Origin of the sequence: uncultured Marivita sp. (genome assembly GCF_947488135.1) — a bacterium.
GTDB lineage: Bacteria > Pseudomonadota > Alphaproteobacteria > Rhodobacterales > Rhodobacteraceae > Marivita.
In genome coordinates this window covers 705,848-718,466 of sequence record NZ_CANKYW010000001.1, presented here as the reverse complement: position 1 = coordinate 718,466, position 12,619 = coordinate 705,848, and the positions used below count along the sequence as shown (strand labels likewise).

Genomic DNA, 12,619 nt, shown 5'->3' with positions numbered 1-12,619 from the left:
GCGCGTTGCGACGGCTTTGACCACAATATGTTACAGATTTCCGCCACCAGTGCACACGTCGTAACGAGGTGATTGCCCAAAAGGTGCATTTCGGCTATATCCTTGAGCCAAGAAAACACGCGATCTGTCATCGCATATCCCCGAGAGGCCATCCGAAATGTACGCGCAAATGGTCACGTCCGAAGCGACACAAGAAGACCCGCAAAAATTGGCGGCTTTCCAGGCGCGCATCGACGCTGGCGAAAAGATCGAACCCAAGGACTGGATGCCCGAAGGCTACCGCAAGACGCTGATCCGCCAGATCGGCCAACACGCCCATTCCGAAATCGTCGGTCAATTGCCCGAAGGCAACTGGATCACCCGCGCTCCAACGCTCGAACGAAAGGCCATTCTGCTCGCGAAGGTTCAGGACGAGGCCGGGCACGGGCTTTACCTCTATGGCGCGGCTGAAACGCTCGGCGTGAGCCGGGATGAATTGACCGAAATGCTGCTCGATGGGCGCATGAAATACAGCTCCATCTTCAACTATCCCACGCTGACCTGGGCCGATATGGGCGCGGTCGGTTGGCTGGTCGATGGCGCGGCGATCATGAATCAGGTGCCGCTCCAGCGCACCTCTTACGGTCCCTATTCCCGCGCGATGATCCGCATCTGTAAGGAAGAGTCGTTCCACCAACGGCAGGGCTACCACATCATGATGAAGATGGCCCAGGGCACGCCGGCACAGAAAAAAATGGCGCAGGATGCGCTCAACCGCTTCTGGTATCCGTCGCTGATGATGTTCGGCCCGTCCGACAAGGACAGCGTGCATTCCGCGCAGTCCATGAAGTGGAAGATCAAGATGAACACCAACGACGAATTGCGCCAGAAATTCGTCGATCAGACCGTACCGCAGGCCGAATACCTTGGCCTGACCGTTCCGGATGAAACGCTGCGGTGGAACGAGGAAAAGGGCGGATACGATTTCGCCGAACCCGATTGGTCGGAATTTTTCGATGTGATCAAAGGCAACGGCCCATGCAACACCGAACGCCTCGCCGCGCGCAACAAGGCTTGGGATGATGGCGCGTGGGTGCGCGAGGGCCTGATAGCCCATGCGGAAAAGCGGCGCGCGGCAAAGTTGGCAGCCGAATAGCTCATCAGCCCTGACGGGCATCTGCGCGAAGAATGCCGCAAGGCCCGATAAGCGATCGGAGAACCGAAATGAAAACCGAATGGCCTCTCTGGGAAGTCTTCATCCGCGGTCAGCACGGTCTGAACCACCGTCACGTGGGCAGCTTGCACGCGCCTGACGCGGAGATGGCGATCAAGAACGCCCGCGATGTCTACACCCGCCGCAACGAAGGGGTGAGCATCTGGGTGGTCGAGGCGGCACATATCTCGGCGTCCTCGCCTTCGGATAAAGGCCCGCTCTACGAGCCGTCCGAGAGCAAGGTGTATCGCCATCCCACCTTCTTCGACATCCCGGACGAAGCGGGCCATATGTGATGACCGACCGCGACGCGCTGTTCGAATACCTGCTTCGACTGGGCGACAACACCCTGGTGCTGGGCCATCGCGTCAGCGAATGGTGCGGCCACGCGCCCGTTCTGGAAGAAGACATCGCGCTGGCCAATACCGCGCTCGACCTGATCGGTCAGACGCAGATGTGGCTTGGATTGGCGGGCGACGTCGAAGGTGAGGGACGCAGCGCCGATGATTTCGCGATGCTGCGGGACGTCTGGGATTTCCGCAACCTGTTGCTGGTGGAACAGCCGAACGGGGATTTCGGCCAGACCATGATGCGCCAGTGCCTGTTCGACGCGTTCCATTTCGACCTTTTGTCCGGCTTGGCCGGATCGACCGATGACCGCATCGCGGCCATCGCCGCCAAGGCCTTGAAAGAGGTGACCTATCACGTCGACCGGTCCTCGGAAACGGTGATCGGGCTCGGGGACGGCACCGAGGAAAGCCACCGCAGAATGCAGGCCGCGCTCGACCTGCTCTGGCCCTATGTCGGCGAGATGTTCATGCCGGACGCGGTTGATACGGCTCTGCACGAGGCCGGGATCGCACCTGATCTGCCTGCGCTGCGGGCAAGCTTTGACACCCGGATCGATGAAATTCTCAGGCAAGCCACGCTGGTCAGGCCGGACAATGCCTACGCGCACTCCGGCGGCAAGACCGGGGTTCGCCACTCCGAACACCTGGGTCACCTGCTGACCCAGATGCAGTGGTTGCAACGCGCCTATCCCGGCGCTGCGTGGTGACATGACACCGGACGTGGCCTTGATCTGGACCTGGCTCGACGAGGTGCCGGACCCCGAAATCCCGGTCATCTCGGTCGTCGATCTGGGCATCGTCCGCGATGTGTCCTGGCGCGATGAGACGCTCGAAATCGCCGTGACGCCCACCTATTCGGGCTGCCCGGCGACATCGGTCATTGCGATGGATATCGAAACCGCATTGTACGATCGGGGCGTCCGAAACGTACGGATCAAGACCCAAATCGCCCCGCCCTGGACGACCGATTGGCTGTCAGACAAGGGCCGTGCCAAGCTTCGCGACTATGGCATCGCCCCACCCTCACCCGCCGGCGGCCCCGATGCCTGCCCACGTTGCGGAAGTACTGACCTTTCGCGCGTCAGCCAGTTCGGCTCTACCCCGTGCAAGGCGCACTGGCGGTGCAACACCTGCCTTGAACCCTTCGATTATTTCAAATGTATCTGACGGCAAGACCTTGATATGGCGCGCTTTTATTCTCTGACTGTCACCGATGTCCAAAAGACGACCCGCGACGCCGTCGCAATCACGCTCGAGGCGCGCGATGGCGGTGATTTCCGTTTCACGCAGGGCCAGTACCTGACCTTAAAGCGTGACTTCGACGGCACCGAAATCCGCCGCTCCTATTCGATCTGTTCGGGCGCAAACGAAGGCGTGCTGCGCGTCGGGATCAAGAAAGTCGCCGATGGCGCGTTTTCCGTCTGGGCCAATGACGCCCTCAAACCCGGCATGGTGATCGAGGCGATGGAGCCGATGGGCAAGTTTCACACCCCCATTGAGCCGGAGAAGGCCAAGTCCTATCTGGCTTTCGCGGGCGGCTCGGGCATCACGCCGGTTCTGTCAATCCTGAAAACCGTGCTTGCGGCAGAGCCAAAATCCGAGGTCACGCTGGTCTATGCCAACCGCAGCGTCGGCACGATCATGTTTCGCGAAGAGCTTGAGGACCTGAAGAACCTCTACATGGGTCGCGTCAACATCATCCATATTCTCGAAACCGATGGTCAGGAGATCGACCTCTTCCAGGGGCGCGTTGACACCGATAAATGCGCCGCGCTTTTCGACCGTTGGATCGACATCCATAGCGTCGACACCGCCTTCATCTGCGGGCCGGAGCCGATGATGAAAGCCATTGCACAATCGCTCAAGGACCACGGGCTGACCAAGGAGCAGATCAAATTCGAACTCTTCGCCAGCGCCCAGACCGGTCGCGTGGCGCGTCAGCGCGATGTCGTGCAAGCCGCGCAATCGACCGGTGTCCACGCCAGCGTGACCCTGGATGGTATGGCCCGCACATTCGACATGGACCGTTCATTGACGCTTCTCGAGGCTGCTTTGGACAATGATCTCGATGCGCCCCATGCCTGCCGCGCCGGTGTCTGTTCAACTTGCAAGTGCAAGATCTTGTCAGGCGAGGTCGAGATGCTCGCCAATCACGCGCTCGAAGATCACGAGGTCCGCGACGGGTTTGTCCTGTCCTGTCAGTCGATCGTTCTGAGCGACAGCATCACGGTCACGTTCGACGCCTGACCCATCAAGCGCAGCTGAGTTCAACCTTCTGCGCGGGGGCTCTGGTGCTGCATTAGGTTAACAGCTCCAAAACCCGGACGATTGCTGGGACATCAGGATATTCGCCTTGTCGAACAGCGTCTCGACCAGAGGTTCGGATTGGTAGGGTCTCGCAAAAGATCGCAACTGCGGGATCGACGCCTGTCGCGTCGACCTTTTCCAGCGCGCCAGAAGGTGACGCCGCTTGAGCAGGTGTCGATCGGAGGCTTTGTCTTTGTCTTCCAGAGTGGCGGGAATTCGGACCACGTCCAAATCAACCGAGATGCGATGACCGGCACCGCCGTTCAGCGTGTATGGGTCTTCGGTCACCGTCCGCAGGATGGCCATTCTTGTTGCATCGAAATCGACAAGCTCGGACTGCGTGAGCGGCAGGACCAGTGTTGATGCGCCGTGCAGACTTGCCAAATCGCATTTCGGAAAGGCCTGTTGCAACCGGAGGCGCATCGCGGCCATCAGAAGTTTCTGACTGCCCGGACGGCTCCAGCAAGACATGATATGCGTCGCCCGCAAATGCAGCACAGCCGCATGCGAAAAAGATCCGTCCGCCATCGCGGTTTCGCGGATCGTGCATTCACGTTGCAACGCTGCGAGGGGCAAAAGGCCGGTTTCCGGATCGACCTGCACGGATTCGCGCAGTCGCTGTTCGGTCATCAAGCCGCGTCGCTCAGCCTCGATAAAGGCGGCGACAAGCGGTATCGTGAGCATGTTCAGTGCAAAGATCGTCAGAGCGGCCTCTGACACGAACCAGATGAAGACCTCTTTCGGCAAGAGCACGGCTGCCACAAGATGTAGGGACGTCATCAGAGCCAGCAGGATCAAGGAAGCAATGCTCCGTCGGGCCTGGGGATCGTGCCAGGCCTGCCAGACACATCCAGCGGTTACCGCGATCATCATGCCCGCGATGCCGGACCACATCCCGGCACCGCCGATCCCGGCACGCACGCTCACGGCGATTGCCAGCGTCAAAATTGCGCCAGGCTTGCGCAAAAACGCACCGGCCAGGGCGATCGGGATATTGCGGAGGTCCACGATGACACCATCGAAAGGTTCGAGCGGTTGGTACATTTCGAGACCGGCCACACATCCGAAACACGCCCCCAGCGCCAATTGGCTGAGCAGGGACATCCCGGTCCATCGTCGCAACCGCGCGTAGGCCGACCCCAAAGCGAGGATCAGCGCCATCGCCGCGATAATGTCCAACCAGACAAGAAAAGGCATGTGCATCGTAAACTCCCACCAGCAACTGAGTGGGGTTCTGACGCGAAAACCTTAAGCGCGGCTTAGCAGCTAAAATGCAATCTTTTCTCTGTCGTCCAGAGAACGGTTCAGGTTCGCCTGTCCACGACGCGCACGGCCTTGCCCTGCGACCGTGCGACCGATCCGGGGTCTCCCACATCGACGGTGACGGATATGCCCACATGGTCCTTGATCCGTTCGGTCAGCATCGTTGCCGCAGCCTGACGGGACAGGTCGTTGGCAGCCTCCGGCAGTGCTTCGACCAGAACCCGCATCGCGTCCATGCGCCCGGCCGAATAAAGCTCGATCTGGAAATACGGGGCAAGGCCGCCGGTCGCCATGACTTCTTCCTCGATCTGGGTCGGAAAGACATTGACGCCCCGCAGGATCATCATGTCGTCACTGCGCCCCGTGACCTTTTCCATCCGCCGCATCGTGCGGGCCGTTCCGGGCAACAGCCGTGTCAGATCCCGCGTGCGGTAGCGGATGACGGGCATGCCCTCTTTCGTCAGCGTGGTGAAAACGAGTTCGCCTTTTTCGCCCTCGGGCAGGACGTCACCGGTCTCGGGATCGATGATCTCGGGATAGAAATGGTCTTCCCAGATGTGCAGCCCGTCTTTCGACTCCACGCATTCATTGGCGACACCGGGCCCGATCACTTCGGAAAGACCGTAGATATCAACGGCGTGCATATCGAACGCCGCTTCGATCTCCTGTCGCATCGCGTTGGTCCATGGTTCGGCCCCGAACACGCCCACTTCGAGCGATGAGGCGCGCGGATCGAGCCCCGCCTTGTGGAACGCCTCAAGGATATTGAGGATGTAGGACGGCGTCACCATGATGCCCTTGGGTCGGAAATCGGTGATGAGACCGACCTGCTTTTCGGTCTGGCCACCGCCCATCGGAACGACGGTGCCGCCCAGCTTTTCCACCCCGTAATGCGCGCCCAGACCGCCTGTGAAGAGACCGTAGCCATAAGCCACATGCACCATGTCGCCCGCCCGCAGCCCCGAGGCCCGCAGCGATCTGGCCACCACATCGGCCCACATATCGATGTCGTTTTTCGTATAGCCCACCACCGTCGCCTTGCCGGTCGTTCCCGAGGACGCATGGATGCGAACGATCTTTTCACGCGGGACGGCGAAAAGGCCGAAGGGGTAATTTTCGCGCAGGTCGGATTTCAGGGTGAAGGGGAATTTCGCGAGATCCGACAGGTCCTTCAGATCATCGGGATGCACGCCCGCCGCCTCGAATTTCTGGCGATACATCGGCACGTTGTCATAGGCATGGCGCAACGACCAGCGCAGGCGATCCAGTTGCAATGCCCGGATTTCATCGACGGACGCGATCTCGATCGGGTCGAGGTCGGACGGGTTTGGTGACAAATCCTTCATACGCGGCGCCTCCCCTACGCCTCGTCGAACACGGTTCCCTTGATGGCGCGCGACATACCGCGAAACTCCGCGATCACGGTGCCCGTCTGGTTGGTGACGGTCACGTCCGTGATGCCGCTGCGCCCCCTGAGCGAAATCTCGGTCGCCTCGGCCCTCAGACGGTCGCCCAAGCGGCCCGAGGCGATGTAGCTGATGACGTTATGCTGTGCGACGGTCGCCTGGTTGCGGCTGTTGCAGGCAAAGGCAAAGGCGCTGTCGGCAAGGGCGAAAATCACGCCCCCGTGGCACATCCCATGACCGTTGCAATGGTGCTGCGCGACCGTCAGTTCAAGAACGGCCCGCCCCTCGGAGGCAGCGATCAACTCCATGCCAAGCCATTGCGAGGCATGATCCTGGTCCCACATCGTCTGTGCGGCTTTTTCGGCGCGGTCTTCTGGTGTCATGGACGCGACGCTTGCATGAAGTTTACGCCCGGTCAAATACTTAGAGGTGCCAGAGGAGAGCCGCCATGACCGTTCAGGATGTCCAGAGTTTCATCGCAGGCGCGTGGCTCGCGCCGGACAGCAGTGCGCGCGACATCCGTGATGCGGTCACAGGCCGCGTGATCGCCCGGGCGGGTCGGGCGCAGGTGGATGCCGGTGCTTTGACGGATCATGCGCTGCATGTCGGCGCCCCCGCGCTGCGCGCCATGACGTTTCACGACCGCGCACGCATGCTCAAGGCGCTGGCGCTCTATCTGCAAGAGCGCAAACAGCGTCTCTATGACCTGAGCTTTTCCACCGGTGCCACGCAGAAGGACCACCTGATCGACGTTGATGGCGGGATCGGCACGATGCTGGTGATTGCCTCGAAGGGGCGGCGCGAGATGCCGGACGGGCATGTTTATCTCGACGGCGAAATCGAACAACTTTCCCGCAAGGGCAGCTTTCTGGGCCAGCATGTCTGCACGCCATTGCAGGGCATGGCGGTTCACATCAACGCCTTCAACTTCCCGGTTTGGGGCATGTTGGAAAAATTGGCGCCAACCTTGCTCGCCGGGGTTCCAGCCATCGTCAAACCCGCAACGACGACCTGTTATGTGACCGAAGCCTGTGTGCGGTTGATGCAGGAAAGCGGAATTTTACCAAATGGTACACTTCAGTTGGTGACAGGCGGGTTGGGCGATCTGCTCGACCACCTCGGCCCGCAGGATGTGGTGAGTTTCACAGGCTCGGCCGACACCGCGCTCCGCCTGCGGAGCACGCCGAACCTGCTGCGCAATTCGGTCCGCTTCGTGGCTGAACAGGACAGCCTCAACGCGTCGATCCTCGGACCGGACGCGAGGCCGGGAACGCCCGAGTTCGATCTTTTCATCAAGGAAGTCCACCGCGAAATGACCATCAAGGCGGGACAGAAATGTACTGCCATCCGCCGGATCATCGCGCCGGAGGCACAGGTGGACGCGGTGATCACAGCGATATCGGCGCGTTTGCGCGACACGGTGATCGGCGACCCGCGCGATCCGGCAACACACATGGGCGCGCTGGTCTCGACCGCGCAGCGGGAGGATGTTCTGACGAAATGCGAAACGCTGGCCGCCGAGGCAGAGCGCGTCTTTGGCGACCCCGGCAGCTTCACGGTACACGGTGCTGACAAAGCCAAAGGCGCGTTCCTGCCTCCGATGCTGTTCCATTGCTCCGACCCGGACCGCGCGGCGCGGGTTCATGACACCGAGGCCTTTGGCCCCGTGGCCACGATTATGGGCTACCGCGACCTGCCACATGCGATTTCGCTGGCGAACCGGGGCGCGGGCAGCCTTGTGGCGTCGGTCATCACCCACGATGCGGATGTGGCGCGCGAGGTGGTGATAGGCGCCGGAGCATGTCACGGACGGGTCTATTTCAACAATCGCGACAGCATGGCAGAGGCGACTGGCCACGGAAGCCCCCTGCCCCACATGGTGCATGGCGGCCCGGGCCGCGCCGGGGGCGGTGAGGAACTGGGCGGGGTCCGAGGCGTCTTGCATTACATGCAGCGCACTGCGGTGCAGGGCAGCCCCGACATCCTTACGGCAATCACCGGCCAATGGGTGCCCGGAGCCGCAACCGCGCCCGGCCCCGCACATCCTTTCCGGCGCAGCTTCGAGGAATTGCGCATCGGAGAGACGCTCCACACCGCAGAGCGCGAAGTGACACTTCAGGACATCGAACACTTCGCCGAGTTCACCGGCGACACGTTTTACGCGCACATGGACGACGCCGCCGCACAGCGAAACCCGTTCTTTCCGGGCCGTGTCGCGCATGGCTATCTCTTGCTCAGCTTTGCCGCCGGGCTTTTCGTCGATCCGGACGAGGGGCCGGTGCTTGCCAATACCGGTCTCGACAGCCTGCGCTTTCAAAAACCGGTCAGCGCGGGCGATCGCATCAAGGTGCAATTGACAGTCAAGGCCAAGACGCGCCGTACCGACAGCTATGGCGAGGTGCGCTGGCATGTCATTCTGCGAAACCAGAATGACGAGCCTGTTGCAGAATACGAACTCCTGACCATGAATGCCTACGCCTCGACAGCCTGAGACTTGGCCTTGCGTGGAACGCGGCGTATCGGTGATGCATGCAAGACGCCGAATTCGATCAGATCGTGAACGACCTGCTGGACGGAACCCCACCCCGGGTGTGGTCCCTGCTGGTGACGATGTTCGGCGATCTCGCGGTCGCCCCCGAAGCAAGGTTGAGCGGCACCACGGTGAACGCGCTGACCGCGACCATCGGGATCAAACCAGAGGCCACGCGTGTCGCCTTGCATCGTCTGCGCAAGGAAGAGTGGATCGACAGTCATCGCATCGGACGCCAATCGCGTTATGGACTGACCGGCAAAGGCCGTGCGGAGACGAACGCGGCCTGGTGTCGGGTCTACGGTCCCGATCCGGCGGACACCCAGGTATTTCTCGTCACAGAAGACCCCGCCGCGACTGCGAATGCGCCCACCAAAACTGCGGTCTCCCTGTCGCCGCGCCTTTGGATGTCGGACAGTTCGCCCAGGGCGTCATCGCACTGGGCGATACCCTTGCCAGTGGCGTCGCCTGTCCCGCGCTGGGTCTCCGAAAAGCTTTGCCCGCCAGAGGTGCAGGCGGCATCGCAAACGCTGAACCGGCGTTTCACGATGCTTTGCGAAGACACCGATTTCGCGCGGCTTACCTTGCTTCAGGCAACGGCGCTTCGGATGCTGGTCGTGCACGAATGGCGCCGCCTGATCCTGCGTGTCCCTACTTTTCCCGAAGCGCTTTTTTCGGGCGGCTGGCACGGCGCGGCATGTCGTGCGCACCTGTCCGGGATGCTGACCAAACTGCCCGTACCAAACCTCGCCCATTTGCACCACGCCATCGACGCGGATCAAGTCTGACGCGCAGAAAACCGGTAAAGCGCGGCATCTCCGCCGGTCCATAAAACGTTGACAGGTCATTATCCCATAGAGTTACCTAGAATAATGCTCAATTTCGGGCATCGGGATCATTCTGGGAGGAGCCAAGGCTGATCCCCCAGCGACGCCAGCCTAGACTTCATCGGCTGATAATTTGCGGACCGGCAGTATCTTAGTGACAAGATCGCGATGGCCGAGGATGGCGGAGAGTTCATTCTCCAAGTGGTCGGAGTTCCGGACGATCCTTTCGCCGTGTGATGCCTTCGGATTGTTTCGTCGACACATCGAAAAGGCGAGTGGGTAAATCCTGTTGCACAGGTTTTGGGCACACCTGAGAGTCAAACAAGAGGCGCGGTCGGTATTTCGCCGATGCCACTTTTTATCCGCCAAGTTTTTCTAAACGTTTGGGAAAAATGTCTCCAGCGCGTATCGTGCGGAGAATCCAAAGGATGGGACCATGTTCGATCTGCTGATCAAAGAGGCACGTTTGGCCGATGGGCGCGGCCCCGTGGCAATCGCGGTAAAGGACGGCAAGATCGTCGCGATGGGCCCCGCGGTAGATGGCGACGCCGCCGAGGTGATCGAGGCCGAGGGACAGCTTGTGTCGCCGCCCTTCGTCGATCCGCATTTCCACATGGATGCCACGCTCAGCCTTGGCTTGCCGCGCCTGAACCAGTCCGGCACGCTGCTTGAGGGTATTGCGCTCTGGGGAGAGTTGAAGCCGATGCTGACGGTGGACGCCGTGATCGAACGGGCGCTGCGCTATTGCGACCTGGCGGTGGCGCAGGGTTTGCTGTCGATCCGCAGCCATGTGGATGTGAGCACCGCACCCCTGACAGGAGTCGAGGCGCTGCTCGAAGTCCGCAATATCGTCGCGCCCTATATCGACCTGCAACTCGTGGCTTTTCCGCAGGATGGTCTTTTCCGCGCCGAAGGCGCCGAAGAGAACCTTCTGCGCGCGCTCGACATGGGTGTCGATGTTGTGGGCGGCATCCCGCATTTCGAACGCACGATGGAAGACGGCGCGCGGTCAGTGAAACGGCTCTGCGAGATCGCAGCGGATCGCGGGCTTCCGGTTGATCTGCATTGTGACGAAAGCGACGATCCGATGTCCCGACACGTGGAAACGCTGGCGGCGGAAACCACGCGGCTTGGCCTTGGCGGGCGCGTGGTCGCAAGCCATGTGACCGCGATGCATTCTTACGACAATTACTACGCGTCGAAACTGATCCCGTTGATCGCAGAGTCCGGGATGCACGTTGTTCCGAACCCGCTCATCAACATCACGCTACAGGGACGGTCCGACACCTATCCGCGCCGCCGGGGCCTGACCCGCGTTCAGGAACTGCGCGCGGCCGGTGTGAACGTGGCCTTCGGCCAGGATTGCACGATGGACCCGTGGTATCCGCTGGGATCGGCGGACATGCTGGAAGTGGCGCATATGGGGGTGCACGCCGTCCCCATGACTTCGCGCGAGGCGATGGAATGGGCGTTCCACTCGGTCACAATGGGCGGCGCGGCGGCGATGGGCCTGCCGGACCCGACGCTGCGCGAGGGCGGTCCTGCGAACATGGTCTTGCTGCAAGCCCGCGATCCCATCGAAGCGGTTCGCCTCAAAGCGACGCGACTGGCGGTGATCAAGGGTGGCAAGGTCCTGTCCCGCACCGCACCGCGCGTTGCACAGCTTTCGCTGCCGGGGCGCCCCGACAGCGTGAACCCGGCGGACTATGCCCCGCCGCAAAACACATAAACCAAACCCAACACAGAGGATGCTGCCATGACCCTGAACACAACCCGTCGAAGCCTGCTTGTCGGCGCTGCCGCAACGCTGGCCCTGCCCGCCTATATCCGCCGCGTGAATGCGCAGACCGTCGTGAAGGTCGCGGGCGTCCACGCCTCTCCGGTCGAGAACGCATGGAACAGCCGCATTCACCTTGCCATGCAGCAAGCCGCCGAAGCCGGGCTGATCGAATACGAATTTTCCGAAGGCGTGGCCGCCACCGACTACCCCCGCGCGATGCGCGAATACGCGGAAAGCGGTGTGCAACTGGTTTGGGGCGAATCCTACGCCGTCGAACGCGAAGCGCGTGAAGTGGCGGCGGACTATGCCGATACCGCCTTCCTGATGGGATCGTCCGGCGGACCCGAGGGCGACAATTTCGGCGTTTTCGGCACCCGCAACCACGAAGCGGCGTATCTGGCCGGGATGCTCGCGGGGCGGATGTCTGAAAGCAACGTCTTCGGATCGGTGGGTGGCTACCCCATCCCCGAGGTCAATCTGCTCATCAACGCGTTCCGCATGGGTGTGAGCGAAGTGAATCCCGACGCCACCTTCCTCAACGGCTTTATCGGCGCATGGTTCGATCCGGCCCGTGCGCAGGAAGCCGCGATTGCGCAGATCGACTCGGGCGCGGATATCCTCTTTGGTGAACGCATCGGCACGGCGGACGCGGCGGAAAGCAAGGGCGTCAAGGCCATCGGGTCGCTCATCGACTACACGCCGCGCTACCCCGAAACGGTGTTTGCCAACGCGATCTGGAACTACGGCCCGACGATCGAAGCCATTGTCTCCGATATCACCGCAGGAAACCCGGTGGGCAAAGATTACACCGAGTTTTCCTTCATGGAGCATGGCGGCAACGAGTTGATCTACGTTGACAGCATGGTGCCTGCCGATGCGATCCCCGCGATGGAAGAAAAACGCGCGGCCATCCAGGCCGGTGAATTCGAGGTGCCCATCGACGCGAACGAGCCTGCCTGATCGC

Annotated in this window: 12 protein-coding genes; 9 read left to right on the top strand and 3 right to left on the bottom strand. The window is 61.4% G+C overall.

What is annotated here, in order from left to right; genetic code table 11:
- The first annotated feature begins 157 nt into the window (after nt 1-157).
- The 5 genes from paaA (at nt 158) to Q1B16_RS03590 (ending at nt 3,789) form a co-directional block, all read left to right on the top strand.
- On the top strand, nt 158-1,135 hold the full coding sequence (paaA, locus tag Q1B16_RS03610) for a 1,2-phenylacetyl-CoA epoxidase subunit PaaA (protein WP_299784851.1): 978 nt from the start codon (nt 158-160) through the stop codon (nt 1,133-1,135).
- A 68-nt stretch (nt 1,136-1,203) separates the two neighbouring features.
- Nucleotides 1,204-1,488 (top strand): 1,2-phenylacetyl-CoA epoxidase subunit PaaB, encoded by a 285-nt coding sequence (paaB, locus tag Q1B16_RS03605; protein WP_299784850.1) that lies wholly within the window; start codon nt 1,204-1,206, stop codon nt 1,486-1,488.
- Nucleotides 1,488-2,249, top strand: a complete 762-nt coding sequence (gene paaC, locus Q1B16_RS03600; RefSeq protein ID WP_299784849.1) for a 1,2-phenylacetyl-CoA epoxidase subunit PaaC — start codon at nt 1,488-1,490, stop codon at nt 2,247-2,249. The genes paaB and paaC overlap by 1 nt, the downstream gene beginning before the upstream one ends.
- A gap of 1 nt (nt 2,250) precedes the next feature.
- Nucleotides 2,251-2,709 (top strand): 1,2-phenylacetyl-CoA epoxidase subunit PaaD, encoded by a 459-nt coding sequence (gene paaD / locus Q1B16_RS03595; RefSeq protein ID WP_299784848.1) that lies wholly within the window; start codon nt 2,251-2,253, stop codon nt 2,707-2,709.
- 15 nt (nt 2,710-2,724) lie between these two features.
- Nucleotides 2,725-3,789, top strand: a complete 1,065-nt coding sequence (locus tag Q1B16_RS03590; protein WP_299784847.1) for a 2Fe-2S iron-sulfur cluster-binding protein — start codon at nt 2,725-2,727, stop codon at nt 3,787-3,789.
- A 57-nt stretch (nt 3,790-3,846) separates the two neighbouring features.
- Here the strand turns inward: Q1B16_RS03590 and Q1B16_RS03585 are convergent, their stop codons facing one another.
- The 3 genes from Q1B16_RS03585 to paaI all read right to left on the bottom strand — a co-directional run bounded on the left by Q1B16_RS03585 (nt 3,847) and on the right by paaI (nt 6,901).
- Nucleotides 3,847-5,052, bottom strand: a complete 1,206-nt coding sequence (locus Q1B16_RS03585; RefSeq protein ID WP_299784846.1) for a LytS/YhcK type 5TM receptor domain-containing protein — start codon at nt 5,050-5,052, stop codon at nt 3,847-3,849.
- 101 nt (nt 5,053-5,153) lie between these two features.
- Entirely contained in the window at nt 5,154-6,458 is a 1,305-nt protein-coding gene (gene paaK, locus Q1B16_RS03580; RefSeq protein ID WP_299784845.1) for a phenylacetate--CoA ligase PaaK, read from the bottom strand.
- 14 nt (nt 6,459-6,472) lie between these two features.
- Nucleotides 6,473-6,901 carry a hydroxyphenylacetyl-CoA thioesterase PaaI gene (gene paaI / locus Q1B16_RS03575; RefSeq protein WP_299784844.1) on the bottom strand — a complete coding sequence of 143 codons (429 nt, stop codon included), beginning with the start codon at nt 6,899-6,901 and terminating at the stop codon, nt 6,473-6,475.
- A gap of 65 nt (nt 6,902-6,966) precedes the next feature.
- Here paaI and paaZ point away from each other — a divergent pair, with 65 nt between their 5' ends.
- From paaZ to Q1B16_RS03555, 4 genes are all read left to right on the top strand, one after another.
- Nucleotides 6,967-9,009 carry a phenylacetic acid degradation bifunctional protein PaaZ gene (gene paaZ / locus Q1B16_RS03570; RefSeq protein WP_299784843.1) on the top strand — a complete coding sequence of 681 codons (2,043 nt, stop codon included), beginning with the start codon at nt 6,967-6,969 and terminating at the stop codon, nt 9,007-9,009.
- A gap of 38 nt (nt 9,010-9,047) precedes the next feature.
- Nucleotides 9,048-9,836, top strand: coding sequence for a PaaX family transcriptional regulator C-terminal domain-containing protein (locus tag Q1B16_RS03565; RefSeq protein WP_299784842.1), 789 nt, complete (start codon nt 9,048-9,050; stop codon nt 9,834-9,836).
- Nucleotides 9,837-10,311: 475 nt separating this feature from the next.
- Complete coding sequence (locus tag Q1B16_RS03560) at nt 10,312-11,604, top strand: amidohydrolase family protein (RefSeq protein ID WP_299784841.1); 1,293 nt, start codon at nt 10,312-10,314, stop codon at nt 11,602-11,604.
- Between the two features lie 27 nt (nt 11,605-11,631).
- The gene (locus tag Q1B16_RS03555) at nt 11,632-12,615 is read left to right on the top strand and encodes a BMP family protein (RefSeq protein WP_299784840.1); all 984 of its coding nucleotides are present in this window, start codon (nt 11,632-11,634) and stop codon (nt 12,613-12,615) included.
- Nucleotides 12,616-12,619: the final 4 nt, after the last annotated feature.

What these genes read in the sequence shown, in the direction of transcription:
- Q1B16_RS03590 (WP_299784847.1), top strand. Translation starts at nt 2,725, where the DNA reads ATGGCGCGCTTTTATTCTCTGACTGTCACCGATGTCCAAAAGACGACC.
- Q1B16_RS03560 (WP_299784841.1), top strand. Translation starts at nt 10,312, where the DNA reads ATGTTCGATCTGCTGATCAAAGAGGCACGTTTGGCCGATGGGCGCGGC.
- paaZ (WP_299784843.1), top strand. Translation starts at nt 6,967, where the DNA reads ATGACCGTTCAGGATGTCCAGAGTTTCATCGCAGGCGCGTGGCTCGCG.
- paaC (WP_299784849.1), top strand. Translation starts at nt 1,488, where the DNA reads ATGACCGACCGCGACGCGCTGTTCGAATACCTGCTTCGACTGGGCGAC.
- Q1B16_RS03565 (WP_299784842.1), top strand. Translation starts at nt 9,048, where the DNA reads ATGCAAGACGCCGAATTCGATCAGATCGTGAACGACCTGCTGGACGGA.
- paaB (WP_299784850.1), top strand. Translation starts at nt 1,204, where the DNA reads ATGAAAACCGAATGGCCTCTCTGGGAAGTCTTCATCCGCGGTCAGCAC.
- paaK (WP_299784845.1), bottom strand. Translation starts at nt 6,458, where the DNA reads ATGAAGGATTTGTCACCAAACCCGTCCGACCTCGACCCGATCGAGATC.
- paaA (WP_299784851.1), top strand. Translation starts at nt 158, where the DNA reads ATGTACGCGCAAATGGTCACGTCCGAAGCGACACAAGAAGACCCGCAA.
- paaD (WP_299784848.1), top strand. Translation starts at nt 2,251, where the DNA reads ATGACACCGGACGTGGCCTTGATCTGGACCTGGCTCGACGAGGTGCCG.
- paaI (WP_299784844.1), bottom strand. Translation starts at nt 6,901, where the DNA reads ATGACACCAGAAGACCGCGCCGAAAAAGCCGCACAGACGATGTGGGAC.
- Q1B16_RS03585 (WP_299784846.1), bottom strand. Translation starts at nt 5,052, where the DNA reads ATGCACATGCCTTTTCTTGTCTGGTTGGACATTATCGCGGCGATGGCG.
- Q1B16_RS03555 (WP_299784840.1), top strand. Translation starts at nt 11,632, where the DNA reads ATGACCCTGAACACAACCCGTCGAAGCCTGCTTGTCGGCGCTGCCGCA.